Source organism: Pirellulimonas nuda, from assembly GCF_007750855.1.
GTDB lineage: Bacteria > Planctomycetota > Planctomycetia > Pirellulales > Lacipirellulaceae > Pirellulimonas > Pirellulimonas nuda.
The window spans coordinates 751,126-777,161 of sequence record NZ_CP036291.1 but is presented as its reverse complement, the minus strand read 5'-3'; the positions used below and the strand labels follow the sequence as shown (position 1 = coordinate 777,161).

The window sequence follows — 26,036 nt, the reverse complement described above, 5'->3', positions numbered from 1 at the left end:
TGCCCCCCCTCTGCCCCAAGCCCCGGCCCTGCGATGTCCTGGTTTCGCGAAACCCCTCAGTGCGCCTACGTCGCCCGCGGCGCCGTGGTGACGGGCGACGTCTCGCTGGGCGCCGATGCTAGCGTCTGGTTCGCGGCGGTCGTGCGCGGCGACGTCGCCCCCGTCTCGATCGGCGCCCGCGTGAACGTGCAAGACGGCGCGGTGGTGCACTGCGACTCCGGCGTCCCGAACGTCATCGAGGACGACGTCACCATCGGCCACCGCGCCGTGGTGCACGGCACGCATGTGGGCCGCGGCTCGCTAATCGGCATGGGCGCCGTGGTGCTCGGGCAGACGCGGATCGGCCAGGGGTGCCTGATCGGCGCGGGCGCCGTGGTTCCTCCCGGGCTCGACGTGCCCGACGGGATGCTGGTGGTGGGGGTCCCGGGAAGGATTGTCCGCCCGGTCAACGAGAAAGAGCAGGCGTACCTGCGTTGGCTCAGCGGCCACTACGTCAAGCTCGCCAAACGCTACATGGCGGGAGAGTTTGGCGCGGGTGATGAAGGCGCGTAGCGCCCCGCACGCAGGCAGAAGCACAAACTCAAGCAGGCGCTCGCAAGCGACCAATAGCCGACGGGCTCCGCCCCGTCGGGGTGTTTTGATAGACGCAGCAATCGAGCCCCTCCGACGGGGCGTGGCCCGTCGGCTATTGGTCGCTTGCATCGGTCCTTGCGCTAGCGGAGGGGGCGCGTTAGCGCTTCGTGGCGGCGATCGAGCCCCTTGGGGTCGACGTGGTAGTTGTGGCACTGCGTGCAGCCGTCGCCGGCCGCGTGGGGGCGGTGGCAGCCGGCGCAGGCCGACTTATCGATCGGGCGGAACTCGCTGACGAACACCGCGGGGTCGAGCGACGCGTAGCTGGCCGAGACCTCGGCGCCCGTGTCGATCTGGTGGCAGTGGCGGCAGTCGCGCAGCTCTGGCTGCACCAGGTGGGGGCGATGGGAGAACCGCGTAAACCCACGCGCCTCGGTTGTGCGATCGTGGGGGCGCCACCCGAACGCGAGGTGATCGCCCTGCCGCTGCAGGCTGTGGCACGTGGCGCACCTCCCCGCGCTGTTCGGCCCCGCCCATTCGCGCAGCGCCGCGTCGCGCAGCGGCGCATCGGCGTCCGGGAGCGCGGCGAGCGCGTCGAGCCACGCCGTCATCCAGGGGTCGGCGTGACCGCTGGGCAAGTAGCGTAGGGAGAGAGACGCGTCGTCAACCACCCAGCCGGTCGTGACCTCGCCCGCCGGTTCGTCCGGCGGGTCTCCACGCACCCAGCGCCCGAAGCGGTCGGCGAACCAGGGCGTCGGCGCCCCCCCTACCAGCGGCGTCACGTCGTAGCCCGGAGGGAGCATCGCGGAGAACCGGGCGGCGAGCGCCGGCTGCCCTCCGGTGGTCAGCTCGTCAACAAGCCGCTGGATCGCCCCGGCGAGGATCGCCGCGTCTGCGACCTGCGCCGGTTCGTCGGGGTCGATGTCAAAAAAGGAGAAGTCGGGGCCGAGCCGCTGGATCGCGGCACGCGCCTCTGGGTCGGCCGCCAGCAGCAGCTTCATCGACGCGGGCAGTTCGCCGTCGAAGTCGCCGACGGCGCCCTCGGGCCAGTTGGCCAGGGGGAGGCCGGCGCCCGCCAGCGCCTCGGCGTCGAGCGTCGGCAGCGCGATCCACGCGATCCCTTCCTCGGTGCTGGACCGGACGCCTTGGTCGTGGCAGCTCGCACAGCCCTGCTCGTAGCCGACCGTCAACTGCACGTCGCCCGTGGGGCCCGGCGTGTGGCAGGCGACGCACTCGAACTGCTGCTTCTCTTGCGGGAAGTGCTTCGCCTGGTGGCTGGCGTGGTTGAAGTGGATCGGGGTCCGCTTCTCGTACGGCCAGGCCGCGAAGCTGGGGTGGTCTGCTAGCGAAGTAAACCGCTGCGTGTGGCACGCCTGGCAGCGACCGTTGCTGACGGCGCTGAGGTTGTGATCCGCGCCGTGGTGCTCCTGATGACAAGCGGAACAGGCGACCGAGCGGGCGTCGGACCCCGCCGGAAACGCGTCGGCGGGGAGCGAGTGCGCCGCCAGGGCGAGCGCGGGATCGATGAGCGTCTGGTGGCACTTGACGCACAACTCGGGCTGCGAGGGGCCGGGTCGGGCGCCCCCGGCGGCGTCGCCGATCCAGCCGGCGAGGCTCTGGTCCGCGGCGCCGTGGCACAACGCACACCGCCCTTGCGTGTCCGCGGCGCCGATGATTTGTGCGTGCTGTCGGCTCAGCGGCCCGGGGACGATCGCCTCGCGTGACCAAGCAGAACCCAGCAGCATGGCCAGGCCCCCCACCGCGAACAGCATGACGGTGGTCATCATCCGCCCCCGCCGCGACCGCAGGCTCCGCGCCGGCTTGCAGACGTGCGTGTGTGGGCAGGGGCCCGTGGGGGTTGGCCCCGACGGGCAGGGGCCGCCCCGCGCCTCGCTGCGCGAGCAGACCCAACGATCGCCTTCGCGGCGCGGGGCGCACTCGCACGCGCCGGGGCAGCGTCCGCGCGTGCTCGGCCCGATCGGGCAGGGGGCGCCGTCGATCGACAGGCCGCACACCCACGCCGCGCCGGGCCGGTCGTACTCGCCCCCGGCAAACTGTTGGGGTCCGCGTCTCATGGCAGGTCTCCCCGAAACGCGGTCGCCAGCACGCCGTGCAGGGCGCCGAGCGTGAGCAGGCTCCACGAGAGCGCGATATGAACGAACAGCCAACCCTTCAGCAGCCCCTGGCGGGCCTCGTGAAAGTCGAGGTCGTCCTTGCGGCGCAGCAGCGCGAACAGCTTCTCGGCGGCGTGGGACTCGGCCTCGCTGAGCAGCCGCGCCAGCTCGCCCAGCTCGCGCATCAGCCGCCGCCGCTTGGCGCCGGTCGGCCTCAGCCAGTAGATCAGCCCGCGGGGCTGCGCGAGGTAGTCGTACAGACGCGTCGCGTAGAAGTCGGCCAGCGTCGTCGCGCCCGCGGCGCTCACCGCGGCCAGCACCGCCGTGTTGCCCTCGCTGTGCCCGCGTTGCCGGAGCCCGGGGATGCGTTCGTAGATGTATTGCTCTCCCGTGCGGCGTAGCTGGGGCGGGATCGACCGCGACAGGTAGAGGCCCCAAACGCCGCTCACGAAGGTCGCCCCGTACACCCCCGCCAGGGCGCCCTCGAGCCACCCGTCCGGCACGCGTGGTCCGGCGTGCAGCAGGTAGAGACCCAGCGTCGCGACCCCCACGTACACGTGGGCCTGCAGCCACGCGGCGCTCGACCCCAGCCACGCGCCCGGGAGCTTCTTCCGCAGGTTGTACGCGGCCAGGAACAGCACCGAGGCGTACAGCAAGTAGCCCCCCCAGACGGTCGAACGCCACAGCGCATGGTCGGCCCAGCGCAGCCCGCAAGCCGCGGAAGCGATCAAGATCGCCAGCAGCGCACTACTGCCGATTCTGCGTCTCGTGTGGCGGTTCACGAAGCCCACCTCGCTAGTTGGTCGGGCGACGTGAGGTTGATCCGCACCAGGGCGTCGTGCGCGCAGCTCTGCTGGCACGCCGGCCCCCCCACCAGGTCGATGCACAAGTCGCACTTGGTGGCCTTGAGGATCGGCAGCTCGTTCTGGCCGTCCACCACGGGCTGACCCGCCAAGGTCCGGATCTGCACCATGCGGATGTTTTGGTAGGGACAACTGCCGGCGCACGTCCCGCAGCCGACACAGGTCGGCTCGTTGATGCGGACGACGCCCGTCGCCGCGTCGCGGTGGATGGCGCCCGTAGGGCAGCCGATCATGCAGACCGGATCGGCGCAGTGCATACAGGCGCTGGCGAACTGTAAGCCGTCGTGCGTGGGGCCCTGACGCACAAAACGCGGGTTGCCGTCGTGCGCCGCAGCGCAGGCCCGCACGCAGTCGTCGCAGCGGGTGCAGCGGTCGAGGTCGATCACCATCGCCTGCACGCCGTTGTTGAGCCGGTAGTCGACCAAGAAGTCGAGCCGCCCGGTAGAGAGCTTGGGGCCCTCTTGGCGGTCTTCGCCCTCGGGTTCGAGCACGCCGGCCGCAAGCGCTTCGAGCCGCGCGCGCGGCAGCGCCGCCAGGACCGAGCGGAGCGCGGCCTCGCGCGGGATCCGCAGCAGGTCGAGGTGGCCGATCGCGCCCAGCGAGTGGGCAAACGGAGTCGGGCGACCGATGGCGGCCGCGGCTAGCTCCGCGAGCCCGAACACTTCTCCCTTGCCCAAGTAGCCCACCGTCCGTCGCCCTTCGCCCACTCGCCGACTCACCCGGGCGAACCCCGAGCGGACCAGCAACAGCCCGTCGGGCTGGTCCCCCTCTTCGCGGGCCATCGGCTCACGCAGGGCGCGGGTGAACAGGTCGTCGCTCAGGTCGGCCGGCGACTCGGCGTGCCATTCGAATTGGCCGTAGCTCTCGAACACCACGGCCTCCGTCAGGCCGTCGAGCGTCTCGGGGGGCAGGTCCTCCAACAGCGGCGTGTCGTGTAGGTGCACCCCCAGGGCGCGCGACCGGTACAAGCGGTCGATGTGCTCGCGGAGCTGCGGGGCGTAGCGCATCAACTCACGCAGTCCCTGCCAGCGGATCTCCAACAGCGCGCCGGCGCCCTCGGCAAAGATGGTCGAGGTGCGCGGCGTGCGGGCCAGCGCCGAGAGCTCGCCGAACACCTCGCCGGCGCCGACCGTGGCGGTGGCTGTCTGCGACAGCACGACAGGCACGTCCTGCAAGAAGACGCGCGGGGCGCCGTCGCCCCCCGGTCGCGCGAGCACGCCGGGGTCGTCGAAGCTGAGCCGCATTACCTGCTTGCGGGCCTCGGGGGGGCGGGCGCCCTGCCAGAGCTGAGCGATCGACCGCCAGAGCCTTCCCCCCGCGGAGGGCTTCTCTTTGTGCCCCAGCATCGACGCGGGGAGCCGCTCCAACGCAACCCGGAACCGGCCGTCGAGCACCAGGAAGGCGCTGCCGCCGTACTCCCCCTCGCGCACCACCAGGTCGCCCGCCTGATAGCGGATGATCCGCGTGTCGTTCCGCAAGATGCCCAGCAGCGGGGTTTTGGCGGGAAACGCCGCCGGTTCCATCGCAGAGAAGGGGGCCGTCTCCAACAAGGCGCACGCCAGCGCATCGGTCATTTGCGCGCCGAACGGTTCGTCCCAGCGCTGCGGACGGGCGACGATCACGGGGTCATTGCTCATGCGCGGCGGCCGGGCCTTCTAGTACTTGTAGGAAGAAGGGGGCGGCAGCAGGTCGTCGATCGCCTGCATCTGCGCGCCGTCCGCGTCCCGTGCGAACTCAAAGGCCGCGGCGCCGACGGCGTCGGCCGCGGCGCGGATCTCGTCTCCGGCGCCCAGACGCAGCTCCAAGTCGGCAAGGGGCGCCAGCGCCGCTGCGACGCGGGGGTCGTTCAGCCGCCGCTGCACCTCCCACAGCCGCTGCTTGCGGTCCGCGGCGCGCGCGGCCGCGGTCTGGCCGAAGGTCGCCGCCTCGGTAGCGCCCGCGGTGGCTCGCAGGCTCATCTCTAGGTCGGCCATCAGCCCCACCACGTACATCAGGCGGATGCGCGGGAGGGGGCTGGGGGCGTTCTGGCCGGCGCCGCTGAGGAAGTTGTGCCGGACCTTGCCCTGCGACCAGCTCACCAGCTCGAAATCGGTGGTCCCCGGCTTGTGCCCACCCACGTTCACCAGCCGCTCGTTCGGCGCGGTGTGGCACGATAGGCACTGGCGGGCGACGAGGTAGAGGTTGCTGGGGTTGTTCATCCCCGCGGCGATGCTGCGGTCCCGCCGCTGCTGGCGGTGCGCGGGGCTTTCGGTTTCTCGGGTGATCCCTGCGCCGCCGTAGTCGGCGTGCATTTCTAGCCAATCGCGGGCCGCGCCGTGGCACGATTCGCACGACACCCCGGCCACCACCCGGTCGCGCCCACGCACCTGCTGCTGGGTGTAGTGGCACTCGACGCACGTGTCGTTGCGTTTGATCGATCCGCCGCCGAGGCGGTCGGCGATCGCCTTGGCCTCCGGGAGGCGGTGCAGTTGCTCGAACGTCTGGGCGTGTGGCGTTTGCTTCCACTGGGCCAGCTCGGCGCCGTGGCACTTGGCGCAGCTATCGGGGCCGACGACCTTCGTGGGATCGGGCGCCCCCAGATCGACAGCGCCTTGTGCGGCCGCCTGAGGGCAGGCGAGCGTGAGCGACAGGAGCGCTAGATAGCAGTATCCGTTCATCATCAACCGTTGGTGGTCCTGTGCGTCGGCGCCCCCCCTGTGGCGGCGCCGACTCCCCGTCCGGGAGGTCGTACGTGAAACTGTGGGGGTCGGCATCATGCGTCCAGCACCAGCGGTCCGCTGGGCGCGCTTATGCACGCCAGGCACTCGCCCGCGGGGGGCTGGGCGCCCGCGGCCTTGATCGGGCAGACGCCGCCGTCCACCACACGGGTGGCGCACGCCCCGCAGTTGCCGGCGCGACAGCCGGCGTCAATGATCGCCCCGACCGACTCCGCCAGCTCGAGCAACGAGTTCCACTCGCCGTCCCAGACCGCCTCGCGGCCGCTGCGGGCGAACCGCACCGTGGCGCCGACCGCGCCGGCCCGCTCGGCGTCCCGGCGTTGCACCGTCGCCGGCCCGAACGCCTCGTAGTGGATCGCGTCGTCGGGAACCCCCCAGTCGAGCAGGCCGCTCACCAGCGACTGCATCATCTCGCCGGGGCCGCAGAGGTAGAACTGAAAGTTGCTGGAGGGGAGCGCCCGCCGCAGGTAGTCGGCGTCGATGCGCGACGCGTGCTGGTAGTCGCGCCCGTACACCGACGCGTCGTCCGGCCGCGAGTAGGCGACAAACAGCCGGAGCCGCCCGCAGCGTTGGGCCGCTTCTTCGAGCGTGCGCTTGAACGGGTGGGCGCCGCGATTCTGCACCCCGTAGAACAAGTAGACGTCGCGTTGGGGACGCGTCTGCTCGATCGCCAGCAGCATCGACAAGATGGGGGTCACGCCGATCCCGCCAGCCACCAGCACCACCGGCGCGGCGTCCGCAGGGTCGAGGAAGAAGGCGCCGCGGGGCGCTTGGGCTTGGACGGTAGACCCGACCTCGACCCGGTCGTGCCAGTACGTGCTGCCGCGGCCTTCGCGTTTTACCGAAACGCGGTAGTACTCTTCGTGCGGGCGGTCGGAGAGGGAATAGCAACGCACGACCGGCCCGTCGGCCTCGGGCAGGTGGAACGTGAGGTACTGACCCGGCAGGAAGGCGGGCAGCGGTCGGCCGTCGTCCGAGGTGAGGTAGAAGGACTTAACCTCCGGCGCCTCGTCCACGATCGCCGCGACCCTCAGCGGGCGCTGCCCATCCCAGGCCAGCCCCTGGTGATGCCTCGCGCGGGCGCGGACGCTCGCGGCGGCTACTTCGGCGACGAACGCCTGCTTGCTTGCTTCGAAGTCTGCCGCGCGACGCGCGCCCCGACGCCAATGGTCGACCACGCTACGCAGCGTCCGCACGGCGCCCCACGCACAAAGCGCGGCGCCGGCGGCCAGCAACGATCGATCGAGTGGGGCGTCCATGCACCAGCGGTGTTTTCAAACAAGCGGTCCGGGAGCATTATTCCAGGAATCTCTGCCGTGGGTCTAGAACAGTGTGCCAAAACGCTGGCGCCCACACCGCGGCGCGTCTGCGCACACGGGCCCGTCGTTGGCAGAGTGGCGTGCGGGGCTCTCGGGACCCCGCCGGCTAATGCAGACGCGCAGGGACGCCTTCCCCGGTGGGCCGCAGCACCGCTAGCACCGCGTCGTGCCGGTTCAGGTGGTTGTGCAACGGCCGCGACAGCCGGCACTCGCCGAGCATCTCTTCACAATCGTGGTTCATGCCGCACAGCCGCAATGCGCCGCCGCGCGACGCCAGCCGGTCGTCCAGCTCGGCAAGCCGGCAGCCCAGCTTTTCTGGGAAGGTCTCAAGCTGGTCTAACTCAAGCACCAGCCGATAGACGAAGTGCCGGGCGCAAATGTCTCGCAGCTCCTCAATCAGCTCTTGGGGCTCGTCGACGTGCTCTTGCGTGAGCCGCACAAAGAGCCAGTTGGGGCCGCGATCGACGTCGTGCACGTGCACGTGCGCGGGGTCGATCCGCTGGGGAAGAAGCTTTCTAGCAACGGTCTTGGTGGGGAGGATGGACATCGCTACGCACTCCGTTCAGGCGTGGTCCGAGAAGAGGGATGAGCATTGCCGCGTGGCGACTGCCCGCTGCACTGACCTGCGGCGTTGTTCCGGACGCCGATCGGGGAAGAGCATGAACGGCCCGCCAGCCGCTGATACGATTATTGCGCTCGCACCCCTGTTTTGGCAACGCCGCTTTCCGATGAACGCACAGGCCTAGCCGCGGGCGCCAAGCGCCGCGACATTCCGTCGCGGACACGCCTTTGAGGCGGGTCCCCAGCAGCGACCCGCCGGCGAGCGCCCCCGAGCCCTACCCCAGCATCTCGGAGATCACCCGGCGGGCCGTCTCGAGCGCTTCGGGGAGCTTCTCGGGGTGCTTACCTCCGGCCTGCGCCATGTCGGGCCTGCCGCCGCCGCCCCCCCCAACCACCGAGGCTACCGGCCCGATCCACTTGCCCGCCGCGACCCCGCGTTTCTCTAGGTCGCGGCTTACCCCGGCCACCAGGACTACCTTGTCCCCGTCGGCCGCTGCCAGCAGCACGGCGCACGGCTGCGTCTTCTGCCGCACCGCGTCGATCAACTGCCGCATCAAGTTAGCGGGAGCGCCCGGCGTCTCCACCACCACCACGGTGACGCCGTCGACAACCTGAGCGTGCTCCAGCAGGGCGTCGGCCGTTAGCGGCCCGGCCTGGTCGCGTTGGGCGAGTTGTTGTTCCAGCGCCGCGACTTCTGCATGGAGCCCATCGATCCGCTCGACTACGCCGGCGTGGCCGATGGAGAGCGCCCTAGCCGCCTCGGCAAGCGCGGCGCGCATGCCGGCGGGGTCGAGGAGCTTGAGCGTCGCCTCGGGGTCCCCGGCGAGCGGGGCGGCCTCGGCCGGCGTTCCTCCGGACGTGATCGCCTTCTTCAGCGCCCGCTGTCTAGCCAAGAGCCGCTTCACCCCGTCGGCCAGGTCGGCCACGGGGACGCCGAGCCGCTCGGCGGCCTGCTCCGCCGCGGCCTCGGTCTCGCGCAGGTAGTCCGCGGCTCGCGGGCCGGTGAGGGCCACGATCCGCCGCGTCCCGGCCGCCACTCCTTCTTCGCTGACCAACGCAAACTCGGCGACGTCCGCCGTGTTGTCCAGGTGGACACCGCCGCACAATTCGCGGCTGAAGACCTTATCTGGTCCGGCGCCCATCGACACCATCCGCACCGGGTCGGGGTACTTCTCGCCGAAGAGCATCATCGCCCCCAGCTTGCGGGCCTCGACCAGCGGCAGGGTCTCCCAAGCGACGGGCGCCTCGTCGGAGACCCGGGCCGCCACGTCCTTCGCGATGCTTGCTAGCTCGAGCTCCGAGACCGGGCTCTGGTGGCTGAAGTCGAACCGCAGCCAGTCCGCGTCTACCTTGGATCCCTGCTGCTGCGCGTGGTCGCCCAGCCGCTTGCGGAGGGCGTAGTGCAGCAGGTGCGTCGCCGAGTGGGCGCGGCGGATCGCGTCGCGGCGTGGGGCGTCGATGCGGGCGACCACCGTCGAGCCGCCGACCAACACGCCGCGCTTCAGGTGGCCGGAGTGAACGGTCAGCTCGCCGTCCTTTTGCGTATCGATCACCTCAAACAGGAAGTCTTTCGATTCGATCTGGCCGGTGTCGCCTACCTGACCGCCGCTCTCGCCGTAGAAGGGGGTGCGGTCGAGGATCACGCGCACCGCCTGCTCGTGCCCCACCTCGTCCATCTGATCGCAGAGCTGGTCGTGCGGCGGCGCGCCGGCGATGATTCCCACCACCGTGGCCTCGCACTCGGTCTGGTCGTACCCCACAAACTCCGTGCGGTGAACGGCGGTCTTGATCGAGTCGATCGGCCCCTTGGCGCCCATCACGGCGTGCTGCTCGCCGCCGGAGGCGAGCCCGTGCTCGTCCATCGCGGCCTGATAGCCGGGCCAGTCGAACGCCAGGTTGTGCTCCGCGGCGAGCCCCTCGAACAGCTCCGGCGGCACGCCAAACGTCTGATACAACTCGGCCGCGGCGCCGCCGTCAACGGTGGTGCGGTTCTCTCGCCGCATGTCGTCGAACACGCGCTCGATACGGTTGAGCCCGGCGTCGATCGTGCCGAAAAAGTTGGCTTCTTCCTTCTCGATCACGCCCGAGACGCGTTTGACGGTCTCCTTGAGCTCCGGATAAGCGGGCGCCATCATCTCCGCGACCTTGTCGACCAGCTTGCACAGGAACGGCTCGCGCAGGCCGAGCTGGTGCCCGTCGAGCACCGCGCGTCGCAGCAGCCGCTTGACGACGTACTTCTCCTTGTTCGGACCGGGGTACACGTTCTCGTGCACCGCGAACGTGCAGGCCCGCACGTGGTCGGTGATCCGCCGCAGCCGGCGGCCCGTGTCGCTCGCGTAGTCGTACTCGACGCCACACACCTCGGCGGCCGCCTCGACGATCGGCATCAAGATGTCGATGTGGTAGTTGGTGGGCACGCCCTGCAGCGTGGCGGCGGTGCGCTCGAGGCCCATCCCTGTGTCGATGTTCTTCGACGGCAGCGGGCGGAGGTTGTCCGGCGGGTCGCCGACGCGGTTGAACTGCGTGAAGACCAGGTTCCAGATCTCAACGCTCTGGGCGCCGCCGGGGGGATGGTAATAAATCTCGCTGCAGGGGCCGCACACCCCGTCGGGTCCGAGGCTCGGCGCGCTGGCGGGCCAGAAGTTTTCGGACTCCCCCTCGCGGATGATCCGCGACGTCGGCAGTTTTACCTGGTCGGCCCAGATGTCGGCCGCCTCGTCGTCGTCGTGGTAGACGGTGACCGATAGCCGGGCCGGGTCGAGCCCCAGCCAGTTCTTGTCGGTGAGGAACTCCCACGCCCACAGGATGGCTTCGCGCTTAAAGTAGTCGCCGAAGCTGAAGTTGCCCAACATCTCGAAGAACGTGTGGTGGTAGGCGGTCCGCCCCACGTTGTCGATGTCGCCGGTGCGCAGGCACTTTTGCGCAGTGGTGGCGCGGGTGAACTCTAGCTTCACCTTTCCCAGGAAGTGGTCTTTGAACTGGTTCATCCCGGCGGGGGTGAACAGCACGCTGGGGTCCCAGGTAGGGACCAGTACGTCGCTGGCGACGCGGCGGTGCCCCTTCCCCTCAAAAAAAGCCAGGTACTTCTCACGCAGTTCGTTGGTCTTCATATCCTGGCTTCATTCGATGGCGGTTGCCATCGAGTTCTCAGAAGTAGCCGACGGGCCCCGCCCCGTCGGCGCGCCCAATGAACCGCCAAAAATACCGCAAATCCACTTCCGGGGGCAGTCCGTAGCCCGCGCCACGGCGTCGCCCAGCGTTTGAGACGCCTCCTTGCTTCCAGTAGACTCAAATCCCCGGAAGCGGGCCGACAGAGCCCCCAAGCCCCCCTCATCGACGACCCTCAACAAACCGCCATGCCCCCTACGACCCTTTGCGGCCGGTTTGCGCTGCTGCTCTGCTGGTTTCTGCTCCAAAACCCCGCGGCCCAAGCCGCGGACGCCCCCCGCCCCCCCAACATTGTCGTCATCTTCATCGACGATATGGGCTACGCGGATATCGGCCCCTTCGGCGCCAAGGGCTACCCGACCCCACGGCTCGACCGGATGGCGGCCGAGGGGATCCGCATGACGGATTTTCACGCCGCGACGGCCGTCTGCAGCGCCTCGCGAGCCGCCCTGATGACCGGGTGCTACCCGGAGCGGGTCGGCGTGCTGGGCGCCCTTGGGCCGCGGTCCAGGGTGGGTCTGAACCCAGACGAGGTGACCCTGGCGGAGCTGTGCAAGTCGCGCGGCTACGCCACCGCGATCTTCGGCAAGTGGCACCTGGGAGACCGCCCCCAGTTCCTGCCGCTCCGCCAGGGGTTCGACGAGTGGTACGGGCTGCCCTACTCGAACGACATGTGGCCGCTGCACCCCGGCTACGCCAATCTTCCCGCCGGCGCGGCGCAGCGGAAGCAGGGTTACCCCGAGCTGCCGCTGTTCGACGGAGACGAGATCGTCAAAGCGGCCGTCACCGGCGAAGACCAGGCGCAGCTAACCACCCAGTACACCGAGCACGCCGTCGATTTTATCCGGCGCAGCAAGGACCGCCCCTTCTTCCTGTACATGCCCCACTCGATGGTGCACGTGCCGCTGTTCGTCTCCGACAAGTTCGCGGGCAAGAGCGGCGCGGGGCTGTTCGGCGACGTGGTGATGGAGGTCGATTGGTCGGTGGGGCAGGTGCTCGACGCGCTCGACGAGGCCGGCGTCGACGACGAAACGCTCGTGCTGTTCACCTCCGACAACGGCCCTTGGCTGTCGTACGGCGACCACGCTGGCTCGGCCGCGCCGCTGCGTGAGGGGAAAGGGACCATGTTCGAGGGGGGCTACCGCGTCCCGTGTGTCGCCCGCTGGCCGGGTCATATCCCGGCGGGGTCAACGTGTGACGAACTAGCGACCACCATGGACCTGCTGCCCACGGTCGCGGGCCTGATCGGCGCCGAGGTCCCCGCAGACCGGGTGATCGACGGCCGCGACATCTGGCCCCTGCTCTCGGGCGAACCAGACGCCCGCAGCCCCCACGACGCGTTCTACTGCTACTACGGCGGCGAGCTGCACGCGGTCCGCGACCGCCGCTGGAAGCTGCACGTCCCCCACGCCTACCGCACCATGGGGGGACGCCCCGGCGGCGCCGGGGGAAGCCCCGCGGAGTACCAACAGGCAAAGATCGGGCAGTCGCTGTACGACCTCAAGGCAGACCCGGGCGAAACCGTCGACGTAGCGGCCGAGCACCCTGATGTAGTCAAGCGGCTGCAAGGGTTCGCAGAGAAGGCGCGGCGCGATCTCGGCGACACGCTGACCAAAACCCCGGCGACGGGCGCCCGAGCCGTGGGGGTTGCGGGGCGACCGCAACCGAGAGAGCGGTAGTGGCCGCTTGCGGTTGTGGCCTGCGGCCTCCCCTGCCCCGTTCAGCGAGAGACCCGCGGGCTTTCGAGGGCTATACTGCGGTGATGGAGGGTAAACACAATCAAGCCGATTCTGATTCTCCCACGCCTGAACAGCTCGCTGAGTGGCACGCAGAGTTCGAGGCAGCCTCGCGGCGGCCGCTCCAGCAGCGGCTCAAGTACGCGTTCATCAAGACCTACAAGCCGGTGATGGACGATGCGCAGTACCGCTCGTGGGAATCGACCGCCGCGTATCGCAAGTGGTGCGCGGAAAACCTGCCGGACTGGCTAGGGTACGGCCCGGCGGAGGAGACCTAGCATGGCGACGTTTGAGTACCGCCAAGCGGAAGAGGTTCGCGACGCGTTCGCAAGACACGGGGTCCGCTACTTGTTCCTGGGTAAATCGGGGGCGATCTTGCTGGGTTTTCCCGATACGACCCAGGACACCGATGTGTTCCCCGAGAAGTCGCCCGACAACGGCGGTCGCATCGTCGTCGCGCTCCGTGAGCTTGGCTTCGAGTTGACGGACGAACGCGTCGAAGAAATCGTGCGAGGCAAGGACTTCGTCCAACTCCGCTGCGGCCCGTATGACTTTGATTTGATCTTTGCGCCCGATGGTATCGAGTCTTTCGAATACGCCTGGTCCAGACGGGTCGAATCGGAAGGGTTCCCCATCTGTCACCCCGACGACATCATCGCGAGTAAAGAGGCGAGCGGACGGGCCAAAGATCGGGAATCGCTAGCGCGTCTGAGGTCGTTTCGCGATTGGTGGGTGCAGAACCGGTAGCGCGGCAAGGATCGCTCGCAACGGTACGCCTTGTGGGAAGAGTCGACGCTGGGGAACGTGGACCGCGCTGCTGCTCCGGCGGTGACGCCGATGGCTCGCCGGTCTTGCTTTTCCCCGTTCGTCTCTGTGGCCTCGGTGACTCTGTGGTGAACCTTCGTCACTCCCCCATGAACGTCCGCATCACCTCGTCCGGCGCCGGCGCGTAGCCGGTGGGCTGCATCGCGCAGCTCGCCCGGCCCTGGCTGAGGGAGCGCATCGCGCTGGAGTAGCCGAACAGGTTCGCTAGCGGCGCCTCGGCGTGCAGCACGGTGTCGACGCCGCGTTGCTCGGTCTGGTGGATGATGGCGCGCCGTTGCTGCAGGTCGCCCACCAGGTCGCCCATGTGGTCGTCGGGCGTAGTGATCTCGACCTTCATGATCGGCTCCAGCAGCACGGGGCCGGCGGTGCGCAGCGCCTTGTCGAACGCCAGCGACGCCGCGGTGCGGAACGCGATCTCGGTCGCCTCGGTCTCGTGCACCGTGCCGCCGAGGATGGTGGCCTTCATCCGCATCAGCGGGAAGCCGACCGTGCCGCCGCCGCTGGCCGCGTTCTCGATCTCCTCAAGCACCACGTTGAGGTACTGGTCGGGCAGGTTCTGCCCGGAGTCGATGCTCACCACCACCGGCGGCAGCTTGGCCGCCAGCGGGCCGGTGGGGGTGAAGGGCTCGACCCGCAGCCGCACCGCGGCGGTATGCTGCACGCCGTTGATATTGCGGTGGCAGTCCCCCTCCACCTCGGCGACGCCCGCCACCGTCTCGCGGTAGCTGACGCGCGGCTTGTGGACGCGGACGTTGAGCTTGAAGTCGCGTTCCAGCCGGTGGCGGATCACCTCCAGGTGCAGCTCTCCCATGCCGCTGATGAGCGTCTGCCCCGTCTCCTCGCTCTCTTCGGCGCGGAACGTGGGGTCCTGCTTGCGGAGCATGGCCAGCGCCTCGGCCAGCTTCTTCTTCTCCGTGGTGTTCTCTGGCTCAACCGCCACGGAGATGACGGTCTCCGGGAACTCGATCGACTCCAACAGGATCGGATCGCGCGTGTCGCACAAGGTGTCGCCCGTGACGCTGTCGCGGAGCCCCAGCACCGCCACGATGTCGCCCGCGCCCGCCTCGTCGATCTGCTCGTCCTTCTTGCTGGCGTGGATCCGCCAGAGCTGGGCGACGTTCTCCTTCTTGTCCTGCCGGGCGTTCAGCACGCGGCTGTTGCCCCTCAGCGTGCCGGAGTAGATCCGCACCCAGTGCAGGTCGCCCGTTTTCAGCGGCAGCACCTTGAACACCAGCCCGCAAAACGGCTCGTCGGGGTCGGGCTTGCGGACGATCTTCTTGGGCGCCCCCTCCTCCGTCTTCCCCTTATGCTTGCCGGCAGACTCAGGGACGAAGCCGACCATCGGCGGCACGTCCAACGGGCTCGGCAGGTACGCGGCCACGCCGTCCAGCAGCGGCTGAACCCCCATGCCGTGCAGGGCCGAGCCGCACAGCACCGGCTGGATCATGTGGCTGATGGTCGCCTCGCGCAGCACCTTGTGCAGCAACGCCTCGGGGATGGGCTCCTCGGAAAGCGCGAGTTCCATCAGCTCGTTGCTGTAGTCGTACAGCGCCTCGAGCAGCTTCTCCCGCCACTTCCGCGCCGTGGGCAGCAGGTCTTCGGGAACGGCCTCGTAGACGGCGTCCTTGCCCTCCTTGCCGCCGGGGAAGGTGACCATCTGCTGCTTCACCAGGTCGATCACCGCGCGGAACGGCTGAGGCGCGTGCGTCGGGCCTAGGCCGACGGGGATCTGGATCGCTACGGGGTTGGCGCCCAGCCGGTCGCGCACCTCCTTGAACACCGCCTCGAAGTCGGCGCCCTCGCGGTCCAGCTTGTTGATGAACACCAACCGTGGCACGTGGTACTTGTCCGCCTGCCGCCAAACGGTTTCGCTCTGGGCCTCGACCCCTTCGCGGGCGCTGAACACCACCACGGCGCCGTCGAGCACGCGGAGCGAACGCTCTACCTCGGCCGTAAAGTCAACGTGCCCCGGCGTGTCGATCAGGTTGATCTGCGCTTCGCGCCACGGGAACCGCACGCAGGCCGAATAGATCGTGATGCCGCGTTCGGCCTCCTCGGGGTCGTCGTCGGTGACGGTGTTCCCCTTATCGACCTCGCCTGCCCGGTGCTTGGCGCCGGAGACGAACAGCATCCGCTCGGTGACGGTCGTCTTCCCCGCGTCGATGTGGGCGATGACGCCCAGGTTGCGGATGCGGTTGAGCGGCGTGGCCATGGTGCTATGGGCTTAGAAGGGGGAACCGCCAAGGACGCCAACGGCGCCAAGAAAAGTTCACCACAGAGCCACAGAGAGCACTGAGGAAAAAAGAGGACGACGAAGTGCCTGTTACTACGCTCCGTCCGTCTCTGTGTCCTCAGTGGCTCAGTGGTTAACCCGCCTGGGCCAACCCCTTACCAAGCAAAGTGCGCGAAGGCCTTGTTGGCGTCGGCCATGCGGTGGATATTCTCGCGGCGGCCCATGGCTACGCCTTCACGCTTGTAGGCGTTGAGCAGCTCTTCGGCCAGCTTCTGGGCGGCGGGGCGGCCCTTCTTGTCGCGGATCGCAAGCAGCACCCAGCGGATGGCCAGCGACTGCTGACGCGTGCGGTTCACCTGCATCGGCACCTGGTAGGCGGCGCCGCCGACCCGCTTGCTGCGGACCTCGATCGCCGGCTTCACGTTCTCGATCGCCTGGGTGAAGACCTCGATGGCCTCCTCCTCCGGCAGCTTCTCTTTGATGATGTCCAACGCGTCGTAGAACACCTGCTGGGCGGTGCTCTTCTTGCCGTCCACCATCAAGCAGTTGACGAACTTGCTGGCCAGCAGCGACCCGTGAACGGGGTCCGGCTTGAGTTGCTTGCGGCTAGAAGTGATGCGGCCCATGGCGGTGGAGCTGTCAGCGGTCAGCTGTCAGCGATCAGCTAGTGTTTGGTGTGAGATGTTTCCGACTCTTGCGAGCAACTTCCGGCAGTTCGCTCAATCCGTCAAAAGCTGACGGCTGAAAGCTAACTTACTTCCCGCCGCCCTTCTTGGCGCCGTAGCGGCTGCGGCTCTGCTTGCGGCCGTTGACCCCCAGGGTGTCCAGCGCGCCGCGGACCACCTGGTACCGCACGCCCGGCAGGTCGCGGACCCGGCCGCCGCGGACCAGCACGATGCTGTGTTCCTGCAGCGAGTGCCCTTCGCCCGGGATGTACACCGTCACTTCCTTGCCGTTCGACAGGCGGACGCGGGTGATCTTCCGCAAAGCCGAGTTCGGCTTCTTGGGCGTCATGGTCCGCACCTGCAGGCAAACGCCACGCTTTTGCGGGCATTGGTTCAGGACGGGGCTCTTGCTGAACTTCCGCTTCGGCCGGCGGCGCTTGCGGACAAGTTGGTTGACGGTAGGCATACGGGCAGCGGGCTGAGGACGATGATCGAAGAATCACCCAAAATACCGGATTGCCGGCGGGTGTCAACGGCGGGCCGGGGGACGAAGGACGATAAACCGCCAAGGACGCCAAGAGCGCCAAGAAAGAAAGTTGACAGGATAACAGGATGGGCAGGATGAACACGTAAGTGTTGGAATCCCTCAACTAAGGCGTCTAACTTCCGTTGATCCAGCTAATCCTGCAATCCTGTCCACTTATCGTCATTCTTGGCGCTCTTGGCGTCTTGGCGGTTCAAACGCTTATCGGCGGCGCCACAACAGGTCCTCCTCCAGCCCTAAACGGGCCCATTCCCGTGCAATGTCGGCCCGGAAACGCCCCGCGTCGCCCGGGTAGCCGGCCGTTGGCGCCAGGGCCGGGACCCGCGCCCCCCAGTACTGGTTCAACGCCGCCATCGCCACCTCCCGCAGCAGCTTGGCGGTCATCGACGCCAGGGCCGTCGGCAGGTGCGATTCCCCCTTGGCCCGGAAAACGAGGGTAATGTCGCTCGGCCCCGAGAGCCGGTACCGGCTCTCGGCCCGGCCTTCCCCGTCGACCGCCAGCGTGTGCTGCGGGAAATGGGCCTCGATCACCTCGGCGTAGCGGTTGCGGGCGCCGTGCTTGTCGAGCACGCAGTAGACGGGCGCCCCGGCGAGCCCGTCCACGGCGCCCCGCAGCAGCCCCAGCGACACGTGTGACAACGTGGCGCCCTTGGAGTCGAAGCGGTCGCACAACTGGTTGAACTCCAGCGGGTGGACGATCCGCGCCGCCAGCGTCGGCGGATCGACCCCCGCCGAGGCGCAGCCCAGCACGACCCGGGCACGGCCCGAATCGATCTCGGCCTGCGACGCGTCCCCAGGGACCAGCGGATCGAACCCCTCGTGCCAAGGGAGCGAGCCCTGGCGCCCGTCCGGGTCGGCGCCGAGCGTGTCGACCAGCCCGTTCCAGCTCGCCACACGCGGCGCAAGCGCCAGCACCGCGTGCTCCAGCCGACGCAGCCCGCCGCGGGGTTTGTACAACGCCTTGGAGTCGGCGATCGCGACCCGCCCGGCCCGCGGCGTACGCGAGAAGACCCGGGCAAGGGTATCGTACAGGTCGGCCGGCTCGTGCCACTGCTCGCCTACCCCCCACGCCGAAACCGCCACCACCAGCGGCCCCAGGTTAGGGCCGTAGCCCGCTTCGTCGACGCCCAGAAGGTAGGTCATTGGCGATAACTTAAAGCGTCCAGAACGCGACGTGCGGCCAGGCAATCGTTTTGTCCTATTGTCCACTGGTCCGGGGGGCTAATTCTCGGACAAAACCCCAGGCGTCCCGACAAAACCCCGCGAAAACGAGCCCACAGGGCCCGCCGCGCCGCGGCTGGACCGCCTCAGACCCCCTCTGCGGGAGGGGTTTTGCCACCTCCAAGCGGACACCCAGCAGGTCGATCGGACACCTCATGGACAAAACTCGTCACCTCGATCCATGGCCGCACCCAGTGCGCAGTCCTCCCACGCCAGCCGGGCAAAAGCCGCTCGACGATTGTCTGCGACCGGGTGGCTATTTGCGAGCCAGAAATGAGGAAAAGAAAGCAGCGTCACGCGGCGGCGATCAGGCCCGGAAGGCCGACTGCGGATAGCCAGGGGCGCGAGCCAATGGTCCCGCGCATCATACGCAACAAGAGCCCCGGGAGGGGCGGCGGCGCATCGCCAGGGGCGCAAGCGCCTGGTCCCGTGCACCAGGCGCAACAAGAGCCCCGGAGGGGCGACGGCGCATCGCCAGGGGCGCAAGCCCCTGGTCCGTGCACCAGGCGCAACAAGAGCCCCGGAGGGGCGGCGGCGCATCGCCAGGGGCGCAAGCCCCTGGTCCCGTGCACCAGACGCAACAAGAGCCCCGGAGGGGCGGCGGCGCATAGCCAGGGGCGCAAGCCCCTGGTCCGTGCACCAGGCGCAACAAGAGCCCCGGGAGGGGCGGCGGCGCATAGCCAGGGGCGCAAGCCCCTGGTCCCGTGCACCAGGCGCAACAAGAGCCCCGGAGGGGCGGCGGCGCATCGCCAGGGGCGCAAGCCCCTGGTCCCGTGCACCAGACGCAACAAGAGCCCCGGGAGGGGCGGCGGCGCGTTGGACGCCCCCGCACGCCGTCGCCCCTCCGGGGCTTTGCACTGAACGGGTCCCGATTCCAGGGGCTCGCGCCCCTGGCTATACGCCGTCGGCCCTCCGGGCCTGGGAATCGTCGATTACTAGCGATCGACCCAAGACGCCAAACCAAGCAGGTTCGCCCCAAAGCGAGCCGGAAGCTAACGCCCGGAGGTCGGGAGCCCGCAAGCCTCCAGGAAATCCCGAAAATTACCGCCGGACCAACTTCAGTTCATGACGGATTTATTCCCCTACCAGGTCACCGATTCGTCTATCGACCGCTCTGGACCACAGCGATCTCATTGTTGATCCGTTGAAGAAACGCCTCCCACTCAGGCGACCCCAGTCTTCCCATTGCAACCGGGGCAGTAACACCTAACTCCTTGGCGAAACTCTGAAAGACCGGCGATCGTGAATAGTTAGACGCCGTGGGGTGGACGTCAGGATTCGTAACCACGAGCGTAGCGACGAGGGCCGCGTACTTAAGAGTCTCGTCCTGAGATTGAATCAGGGCTTCTGTCGCTCCGCGGGCGCCCTTGGTCGACGCCCGTCGTAGCGCGGCCAACGCACGACACAGCGCAATCTGATCGGCCTGATCTTCTGCCGCCGTCAGGAGTGACGTTGCGCGTTCTGCGATCTCGCGGTACCGGTTTGGGTCGAGACCTCCAGCAACTCTTCTCGCGAGCGCTTGAACTTTCAGGTTGGGATGCAGTAGCGCTCGGTCTGCTTCCTGAGGCCAATGTTTGGTAGTCCCAATCGCTCGCAATCCATCGGCCACCCGCTCCGGATCGCTCGACTGCAAGTTGCGATCTAGCAGGTCGGGAAATCTAGGATCGTCACCGTAGAGAACCGCGAGACGCACCAAGGCGGCTCCGGCGATCTGCTTGTCTTCGCTTTCAGCAAGCTCGAACAATTCATCTTGCCTGCCATTATTCTCGTGAACGCCGTAGATCAGACGAACCATAAGGGCTTGATATCGGTCTGGATCGCGACCATACCGATGCATTGTGAGACTCCACGCGACCTGCCCGGCCTTCGGCCCGCGTCGACCGTCGAGCTGCGCCAAGATCTCCTGCTTGAGTTCTCCGAACGTGCCAGCGGTGCTCGCGAAGTCGTACTCCCCCGCCACATCCAGAATTGCTTCCGTCGCTTCTTCCGCGTACCCGTTACTCGCGAACGCTCCCAGCGCCTGGACCGCCTCGATTCGACGTTCGGGGTTCAGCTCCTGCTTCCACAAGCCCCGCCACTCGTCGAACGTCTTGCCGTCGTAGAGCACGGCGCCCGGCGCCAGACCGCTACTTGCAGCGTCGGCTTGCGCCGGTGACGGTTTGGTCGGATCGACTTGTGGCCACAATGGAGCCGCTTCAAGCTCCGGCTGCGTCGCTTGCCAGGCCTTCTCGTCGGGATAAATCCGCCCGCTGATGACTTCGTCTCTCGACGGCGGCCGCTCCTCCCCGCCGAACCCGCCGCCGAACGGGTCGTCACTCTCGGTGTGTGGGCGACGCACCACGTACATCTTCATCGGCTGGTACTCCTGCAAGTCGTCGCGGCCGAGCAGCTCGTACAGGTCCTTCAACCCTGTGATGGGCGACGCGTGCAGGCCGACCAGCAGGTCGCCGTTTTGCACCCACGGCGCCCGCGTTGCGTTGTTCGGTCCCGCGTTCGAGGCGATCCGCACGCCCCCCTTGAGCCCGAGCTTCTTGACTCGCTCCGATTCCTCCGCCGACAGCTTCTCGACTTCCAACCCCAGCAGATGAAACGCGCGGTCGGCGTAGCGCTGCTCTTCGGCGGTCGGGAATTGGAAGCCCTGATTGTTGGGGCCTTCGGCCGGTTGCTCCGCGGCGAACTCATTTCCAAACGCGCCGCCGTACTCTCCTCCAAACGCTCCGCCCCGACGGCCGAACTCGCCCCCTCCCCCGAACGTATCGTCCCTCTCCATCCCGCCGCCGCCGAACGGATCGGCCTCACCCCCGCCCCCATGCCCGCCAAAGGGACTCGCGGATTCGCCCACTCCGCCGCCGAACAGGTCTTCAAGCAAGCCCTCGGTTTCCGGCTTCTCCGCCGCAGGCTTCTCGGCGCCCCCCGGGCGCTTCGGCTTCGCGGTTTCCTCGGCCGTCGCCCAATGCACCGCCACGCCAAGCGTCCCCACCACCGCCAGCAACACCACCAGCAACAGCCTGCGTGAAACGAGCATCGCGTCGTCCTCCAGGTTCAGGATCCGCCGCACCCGGCGGGCGAGCGGGGGTTGGGCCATTCGTTGTCGCGAGCGCCGGCGCGGGCCGGCCCTCCAGCACGCTCTGGGCCACGCGCACCAAGAGCCCCGCGTACGCCTGGCGCCGGCCGGTGGCGTCGACCACCAGCGCGTCGCAGCATTCTTCCCTGTCTCTGCGTACCCACCGGCTGGCGATCCAGACCGCGGGGTGGAAGAACAGCAGCGCCTCGATAACGCGTTGCAGCAGGTTCACCAGGTTGTCCCACCGGCGGACGTGCGCCAGCTCGTGCAGCAGCACCAGCTCCAGCTCGTCGGTCGACAGCCCGGCCAGCAGCGCCGGGGGCAGCAAGATGGCGGGCCGCAGCACGCCGATCAGCACCGGCTGCGCCACCCGGTCGCACGCCAGCAGCGCCACGCGCCGGCCGACCCGCATCGTCCGCCGCGCGCGGGCCAGCAGCGCCAGCGTGGCCGGGTCGTCGATCGCGGCGCCGGCGTGCTTGAGCCGCTCGGCGCCGATGACGCCGGTCGCCAGCAACAGCAGCGTCAACGGCGCGCCGACCAGCCAGACGTACGGCGCTGCCTCCGCCGCAACCTGCAAGGCGCGTGTAGGGTGGGTTATCCGCGCCAGCGGCAACCCATCTCGTGGCGGAGAAGGTTCAAACGCCTCAACGGCCTCCAGCGCGACGCTTGCGGTATTAACTTGGGCGTCGACGGATGGGACCGCGGCTTCTTCCGCGCTGCTAGATGGGTTGCCGCTGGCGCGGGTAACCCATCCTACAGGCCTTGATGGGTCTGCGGGCTTCTCGACTAGCAGCGTGCCGCACAGCACGGGGGCGGTTGCTAGCCAGGCGAGCGTGAGGAGCGAGGCGGCGTAACGCACACGCGCGGGGGCGCGGCGGAGCGCCGTCCGCAAGACGGCGGCCGCTAGCAGGATCGCGGCGCCGACCCAGAGGAAGTGCAGCATCGTCCAGCCGACGGCGGTCCAGAGCGGGTTCATGGGTTGCTCGGCGCTTGGTGGGGTCCGCCGTGGCGGAACTTGGAGGAGAGAAGCACTAGCGACATCAATCACCCCGCCCGTCGGGCGCCGTCTGTGCGACGACTGCTTTCTTCAGCTCGGCGAGCTGCTTGGCGTCCAGGCCGCCGGTTTCTACCAGGTAGGCCATCAGCCCGCTGGCGGAGCCGTCGAACACGCCGTCGACCAGCTTGGCCACCAGCCCGCGCGTGGCTGAGCGGCGGCTCACCTTGGCGCGCCACATGGCGCCGCGGCCGGCGCCGACGCGGGCCGCGAGCCCCTTGCCGGCCATCACCTTGAGCATCGTGGCGACGGTGGAGGGGGCCCGGTCTCTGGACGAGGCGTGCTCGTCCCGCAGCGCCTCGCAAATGGCGGAGAGCGACTGCGGCCCCTGCCAGAGCACGCGGAGGATCTCGAGCTCTCCGTCGGTGGGGTGGGGGTTCGGGGGTCGGGGCATGTCAGGAGCGTGGTGGGAGGAGAAACGGGTCGCTCGATCGCGTGCTTATTCTAACGAATTAGAATAACCATGCAAGCAGAAATCTTCCATCGAGCCGCGCCCGTCAGGAAGCGGAGCGCGAAGCGCTGGTCTCTGCTTCGTGATTCTTATTGCTTCGCGCTCCGCTTCCTGACGGGCGCGGCTCAAGAGGGGGGGCGCGGCTCTGGAGGGGTGCGGCTCGAGAGAGGTTTGCTCCTTGGTGGTGATTGCTGGGCGATCAATCGCTGGACGTTGGGCGATCGGTTGACTTCGTCCGTGCATAGGGGAGGTACGGATTCTTCGCGGTTCAGCCGGCTTAAAACACAAAGCGGGTTTGGCGCACTGTTTGCATTACTGCCTGCCCGTGAGTTTAACCCTCTTCACCAGACCACGGAGTTTCAACGATGACACGCAATCTGATTGCAGCACTGGCGCTCGTGTTGACGCCGGCGATGGCGATGGCCCAGGTGACGGTCGACGCCCCCGGCACACGCGTGCAGGTTGGCAACAACCGCGACGGACGGACGGCCCAACGCGGCCAGACCGTACGCATTAGCGAGCTGATGGGCGCCAACGTCAAGAACAACGCAGACGAAGACCTGGGCTCGATCGAAGACATCGTGCTCAACGCCGATAACGGCCGCGTGCAGTACGCGGCGGTGTCGATGGGGGGCTTCCTGGGCCTAGGCGACAAGCTGTTCGCGGTCCCCTGGTCGGCCATCCGTCACCAGACGGTTGACGGCGAGCACGTGCTGGTGCTGAACGTCGTGAAGGAGCAGTTCGAGAACGCCGAGGGCTTCGACCAAGACAACTGGCCCGACATGGCCAGCCCGCAGTGGCGTACGACCAACGACGCCCTGTACGGCGTAGACGCCAATCGCCCGGTGCGGAACCGCAACCGCGACCGCGAGTAGGCGTGCGACAAGTCAGGCGGACAAGGTCAGAACACACTCACTATTAATTTGAAGAGAATGCTGACTCTTTGACGCCGAACTCGGCCCCGGGGGCTCTGGGAAACCAGCAGCCCCCGGGGCTTTTTTTAACGCTCAGCAGCTTTTATCCGCCGCGCCGGTAGGCTTTAATGAGCGTCCGCGTGGCCCTACTCAATGAGGACGTCCATGACCCCAGAAGTTGTTGAAGCCCCGGCACGCGAAGGGATGGGTTGCATACCGCACGAGGCGGGGGTGGCTTTCCGCGTGTGGGCGCCCCACGCCACGGCCGTCCATGTGGTAGGAGACTTCAACGACTGGGACGAAACGGCCCATCCCATGCAGGCCGAGGAGCACGGCGCGTGGTACGCCGACGTGCCGGGAGCGGCCATCGGCCAGGAGTACCGCTTCTTGCTGACCTGCGGCGACAAACAGGTTTCGCGGATCGACCCCTACGCCCGCGAAGTGACCAACTCGGTCGGCAACGGCGTGGTCCACGACCCGCACTTCGACTGGGGCGACGACAACTTCGTGATGCCCAGCTTCAACGAGCTGGTGATCTACGAGATGCACGTCGGCACCTTCAACCGGCCCAGCGGCGACGAGATCGGCACGTTTGAAGACGTGGAGAAGAAGTTCGACTACCTCCGCCGGCTGGGGGTGAACGCGATCCAACTGATGCCCTCGGCGGAGTTCGCCGGCGACGTTTCGTGGGGTTACAACCCGGCCCATATCTTCGCGGTAGAGAGCGCCTACGGCGGCCCCGTGGGGCTGAAGCAGATGGTGCGTTCGGCGCACCGGCACGGCCTCGCGGTGATCATGGACGTGGTCTACAACCACCTCGGCCCGAGCGACCTCGACCTGTGGCAGTTCGACCTGTGGGGCGAGAACGGCAAGGGGGGCATCTACTTCTACAACGACTGGCGGAGCAAGACCCCCTGGGGCGACACCCGCCCCGACTACGGGCGCGGCGAGGTCCGCACCTACCTGCACGACAACGCCATGATGTGGCTGTGCGAGTACCGCATGGACGGGCTGCGTTACGACATGACGCTGTACATCCACTCGGTAGACGCCAGCGGCGCCGAGAAGATCGCCGAGGGGTGGTCGCTGACGCAGTGGATCAACCGCGAGGTGCGCGAGCGGTTCCCGCGGAAGATCGCGATCGCCGAAGACCTGCAGAACAACGACTGGATCACCAAAGAGCCCGGGCACGGGGGCGCGGGCTTCAACAGCCAGTGGGACGCCGGCTTCGTGCACCCCATCCGCGCCGCGGTGTGCCAGCCGGAAGACGGCCACCGCTCGATGGAGTCGGTCCGCGAAGCGCTGACCCACCGCTACAACCTGGACGCGTTCCAGCGGGTCATCTACAGCGAGTCGCACGACGAGGTGGCCAACGGCAAGGCGCGCGTCCCGTCGGAGATCGACCCCGACGACCCGCGCGGCTGGTTCGCCCAGAAGCGTTCGACGCTGGCGGCCGCGATGGTGTTTACCGCGCCGGGCATCCCGATGATCTTCCAGGGGCAGGAGTTCCTGCGCGGGCAGTGGTTCGACGACACCCGCGGCATCGACTGGCAGCAGGAAGAAGACTGCCGGGGGATCGTGCGGATGTACCGCGACCTGATCCGCCTGCGGCTCAACCGCGGGGGCGTGAGCCGCGGGCTGTGCGGCCAGCGGATCGAGTGCCGGCACGTGAACGAGGCCGACAAGGTGATCGCCTTCCGCCGCTGGATGGAGGGGGGCCCCGGCGACGACGTGCTGGTGATCGCCAACTTCGCCAACCGCGGGTGGGAGGACTACCGCATCGGCCTGCCGAGGTGCGGCCCGTGGCGGCTGCGGTTCAACAGCGACGCTACGGTCTACAGCGAAGACTTCGATGACTGCGGGACGACCGACCTGACGGCAGAAGAGATTCCTTGCGACGGCTTGGCGTTGAGCGCTTCGCTGAAGCTGGCCCCCTACTCGGTGGCCATCTTCTCGCAGGACCCCTGAGCGCCACGCGCCCCGGATCGAGCCGCGCCCGTAAGGAAGCGGAGCTGGT

At 68.1% G+C, this 26,036-nt stretch carries 19 protein-coding genes; 6 read left to right on the top strand and 13 right to left on the bottom strand.

The features are described from left to right. Nucleotides 1–33: 33 nt before the first annotated feature. Nucleotides 34–552: a gamma carbonic anhydrase family protein gene (locus tag Pla175_RS03210; RefSeq protein WP_145281256.1), complete on the top strand. Its 519-nt coding sequence runs from the start codon at nt 34–36 to the stop codon at nt 550–552. A 161-nt stretch (nt 553–713) separates the two neighbouring features. On the opposite strand, the gene Pla175_RS03205 is transcribed toward Pla175_RS03210, so the two are convergent. The 7 genes from Pla175_RS03205 to alaS all read right to left on the bottom strand — a co-directional run bounded on the left by Pla175_RS03205 (nt 714) and on the right by alaS (nt 11,254). After that, nucleotides 714–2,645: a cytochrome c3 family protein gene (locus Pla175_RS03205; RefSeq protein ID WP_145281255.1), complete on the bottom strand. Its 1,932-nt coding sequence runs from the start codon at nt 2,643–2,645 to the stop codon at nt 714–716. Then, nucleotides 2,642–3,466: a hypothetical protein gene (locus Pla175_RS03200; RefSeq protein ID WP_145281254.1), complete on the bottom strand. Its 825-nt coding sequence runs from the start codon at nt 3,464–3,466 to the stop codon at nt 2,642–2,644. The genes Pla175_RS03205 and Pla175_RS03200 overlap by 4 nt, the downstream gene beginning before the upstream one ends. Then, complete coding sequence (locus Pla175_RS03195) at nt 3,463–5,184, bottom strand: cyclic nucleotide-binding domain-containing protein (RefSeq protein ID WP_145281253.1); 1,722 nt, start codon at nt 5,182–5,184, stop codon at nt 3,463–3,465. The genes Pla175_RS03200 and Pla175_RS03195 overlap by 4 nt, the downstream gene beginning before the upstream one ends. A gap of 18 nt (nt 5,185–5,202) precedes the next feature. Next, complete coding sequence (locus tag Pla175_RS03190) at nt 5,203–6,207, bottom strand: cytochrome c family protein (RefSeq protein ID WP_231954169.1); 1,005 nt, start codon at nt 6,205–6,207, stop codon at nt 5,203–5,205. 92 nt (nt 6,208–6,299) lie between these two features. After that, nucleotides 6,300–7,523: a 2Fe-2S iron-sulfur cluster-binding protein gene (locus Pla175_RS03185; protein WP_145281252.1), complete on the bottom strand. Its 1,224-nt coding sequence runs from the start codon at nt 7,521–7,523 to the stop codon at nt 6,300–6,302. A 166-nt stretch (nt 7,524–7,689) separates the two neighbouring features. Next, complete coding sequence (locus Pla175_RS03180; RefSeq protein ID WP_145281251.1) at nt 7,690–8,130, bottom strand: hypothetical protein; 441 nt, start codon at nt 8,128–8,130, stop codon at nt 7,690–7,692. A gap of 289 nt (nt 8,131–8,419) precedes the next feature. Further along, nucleotides 8,420–11,254, bottom strand: coding sequence for an alanine--tRNA ligase (gene alaS, locus Pla175_RS03175; protein WP_145281250.1), 2,835 nt, complete (start codon nt 11,252–11,254; stop codon nt 8,420–8,422). A gap of 246 nt (nt 11,255–11,500) precedes the next feature. Between alaS and Pla175_RS03170 the strand changes: the two genes are divergently transcribed. From Pla175_RS03170 to Pla175_RS03160, 3 genes are all read left to right on the top strand, one after another. After that, a complete protein-coding gene (locus Pla175_RS03170; protein WP_145281249.1) occupies nt 11,501–12,991 on the top strand; it encodes a sulfatase family protein in 1,491 nt (496 codons plus the stop codon). A gap of 83 nt (nt 12,992–13,074) precedes the next feature. Continuing rightward, nucleotides 13,075–13,326 carry a hypothetical protein gene (locus Pla175_RS03165; RefSeq protein ID WP_145281248.1) on the top strand — a complete coding sequence of 84 codons (252 nt, stop codon included), beginning with the start codon at nt 13,075–13,077 and terminating at the stop codon, nt 13,324–13,326. A 1-nt stretch (nt 13,327) separates the two neighbouring features. Further along, the gene (locus tag Pla175_RS03160) at nt 13,328–13,795 is read left to right on the top strand and encodes a hypothetical protein (protein WP_145281247.1); all 468 of its coding nucleotides are present in this window, start codon (nt 13,328–13,330) and stop codon (nt 13,793–13,795) included. A 157-nt stretch (nt 13,796–13,952) separates the two neighbouring features. Here Pla175_RS03160 and fusA read toward each other — a convergent pair whose 3' ends face one another. The 6 genes from fusA to Pla175_RS03125 form a co-directional block, all read right to left on the bottom strand. Next, nucleotides 13,953–16,085: an elongation factor G gene (fusA, locus tag Pla175_RS03155; protein ID WP_145281246.1), complete on the bottom strand. Its 2,133-nt coding sequence runs from the start codon at nt 16,083–16,085 to the stop codon at nt 13,953–13,955. Between the two features lie 176 nt (nt 16,086–16,261). Continuing rightward, complete coding sequence (gene rpsG, locus Pla175_RS03150) at nt 16,262–16,732, bottom strand: 30S ribosomal protein S7 (RefSeq protein ID WP_145281245.1); 471 nt, start codon at nt 16,730–16,732, stop codon at nt 16,262–16,264. 127 nt (nt 16,733–16,859) lie between these two features. Continuing rightward, nucleotides 16,860–17,237 (bottom strand): 30S ribosomal protein S12, encoded by a 378-nt coding sequence (rpsL, locus tag Pla175_RS03145; RefSeq protein ID WP_145281244.1) that lies wholly within the window; start codon nt 17,235–17,237, stop codon nt 16,860–16,862. A gap of 279 nt (nt 17,238–17,516) precedes the next feature. After that, nucleotides 17,517–18,458, bottom strand: coding sequence for a hypothetical protein (locus Pla175_RS03140; protein ID WP_145281243.1), 942 nt, complete (start codon nt 18,456–18,458; stop codon nt 17,517–17,519). Between the two features lie 2,939 nt (nt 18,459–21,397). Further along, nucleotides 21,398–22,576 carry a M56 family metallopeptidase gene (locus tag Pla175_RS03130; protein ID WP_145281242.1) on the bottom strand — a complete coding sequence of 393 codons (1,179 nt, stop codon included), beginning with the start codon at nt 22,574–22,576 and terminating at the stop codon, nt 21,398–21,400. A 64-nt stretch (nt 22,577–22,640) separates the two neighbouring features. Further along, nucleotides 22,641–23,048 (bottom strand): BlaI/MecI/CopY family transcriptional regulator, encoded by a 408-nt coding sequence (locus Pla175_RS03125; protein ID WP_145281241.1) that lies wholly within the window; start codon nt 23,046–23,048, stop codon nt 22,641–22,643. 422 nt (nt 23,049–23,470) lie between these two features. Between Pla175_RS03125 and Pla175_RS03120 the strand changes: the two genes are divergently transcribed. Together Pla175_RS03120 and Pla175_RS03115 are read left to right on the top strand one after the other, a co-directional pair. Further along, the gene (locus Pla175_RS03120) at nt 23,471–23,980 is read left to right on the top strand and encodes a PRC-barrel domain-containing protein (protein ID WP_197527236.1); all 510 of its coding nucleotides are present in this window, start codon (nt 23,471–23,473) and stop codon (nt 23,978–23,980) included. A gap of 204 nt (nt 23,981–24,184) precedes the next feature. Then, nucleotides 24,185–25,987: an alpha-amylase family glycosyl hydrolase gene (locus tag Pla175_RS03115; protein WP_231954167.1), complete on the top strand. Its 1,803-nt coding sequence runs from the start codon at nt 24,185–24,187 to the stop codon at nt 25,985–25,987. Nucleotides 25,988–26,036: the final 49 nt, after the last annotated feature.

What these genes read in the sequence shown, in the direction of transcription:
- Pla175_RS03120 (WP_197527236.1), top strand. Translation starts at nt 23,471, where the DNA reads ATGACACGCAATCTGATTGCAGCACTGGCGCTCGTGTTGACGCCGGCG.
- Pla175_RS03115 (WP_231954167.1), top strand. Translation starts at nt 24,185, where the DNA reads ATGACCCCAGAAGTTGTTGAAGCCCCGGCACGCGAAGGGATGGGTTGC.
- Pla175_RS03140 (WP_145281243.1), bottom strand. Translation starts at nt 18,458, where the DNA reads ATGACCTACCTTCTGGGCGTCGACGAAGCGGGCTACGGCCCTAACCTG.
- Pla175_RS03210 (WP_145281256.1), top strand. Translation starts at nt 34, where the DNA reads ATGTCCTGGTTTCGCGAAACCCCTCAGTGCGCCTACGTCGCCCGCGGC.
- rpsL (WP_145281244.1), bottom strand. Translation starts at nt 17,237, where the DNA reads ATGCCTACCGTCAACCAACTTGTCCGCAAGCGCCGCCGGCCGAAGCGG.
- Pla175_RS03130 (WP_145281242.1), bottom strand. Translation starts at nt 22,576, where the DNA reads ATGAACCCGCTCTGGACCGCCGTCGGCTGGACGATGCTGCACTTCCTC.
- Pla175_RS03205 (WP_145281255.1), bottom strand. Translation starts at nt 2,645, where the DNA reads ATGAGACGCGGACCCCAACAGTTTGCCGGGGGCGAGTACGACCGGCCC.
- Pla175_RS03195 (WP_145281253.1), bottom strand. Translation starts at nt 5,184, where the DNA reads ATGAGCAATGACCCCGTGATCGTCGCCCGTCCGCAGCGCTGGGACGAA.
- rpsG (WP_145281245.1), bottom strand. Translation starts at nt 16,732, where the DNA reads ATGGGCCGCATCACTTCTAGCCGCAAGCAACTCAAGCCGGACCCCGTT.
- fusA (WP_145281246.1), bottom strand. Translation starts at nt 16,085, where the DNA reads ATGGCCACGCCGCTCAACCGCATCCGCAACCTGGGCGTCATCGCCCAC.
- Pla175_RS03125 (WP_145281241.1), bottom strand. Translation starts at nt 23,048, where the DNA reads ATGCCCCGACCCCCGAACCCCCACCCCACCGACGGAGAGCTCGAGATC.
- Pla175_RS03160 (WP_145281247.1), top strand. Translation starts at nt 13,328, where the DNA reads ATGGCGACGTTTGAGTACCGCCAAGCGGAAGAGGTTCGCGACGCGTTC.
- Pla175_RS03165 (WP_145281248.1), top strand. Translation starts at nt 13,075, where the DNA reads ATGGAGGGTAAACACAATCAAGCCGATTCTGATTCTCCCACGCCTGAA.
- alaS (WP_145281250.1), bottom strand. Translation starts at nt 11,254, where the DNA reads ATGAAGACCAACGAACTGCGTGAGAAGTACCTGGCTTTTTTTGAGGGG.
- Pla175_RS03170 (WP_145281249.1), top strand. Translation starts at nt 11,501, where the DNA reads ATGCCCCCTACGACCCTTTGCGGCCGGTTTGCGCTGCTGCTCTGCTGG.
- Pla175_RS03190 (WP_231954169.1), bottom strand. Translation starts at nt 6,207, where the DNA reads ATGATGAACGGATACTGCTATCTAGCGCTCCTGTCGCTCACGCTCGCC.
- Pla175_RS03185 (WP_145281252.1), bottom strand. Translation starts at nt 7,523, where the DNA reads ATGGACGCCCCACTCGATCGATCGTTGCTGGCCGCCGGCGCCGCGCTT.
- Pla175_RS03180 (WP_145281251.1), bottom strand. Translation starts at nt 8,130, where the DNA reads ATGTCCATCCTCCCCACCAAGACCGTTGCTAGAAAGCTTCTTCCCCAG.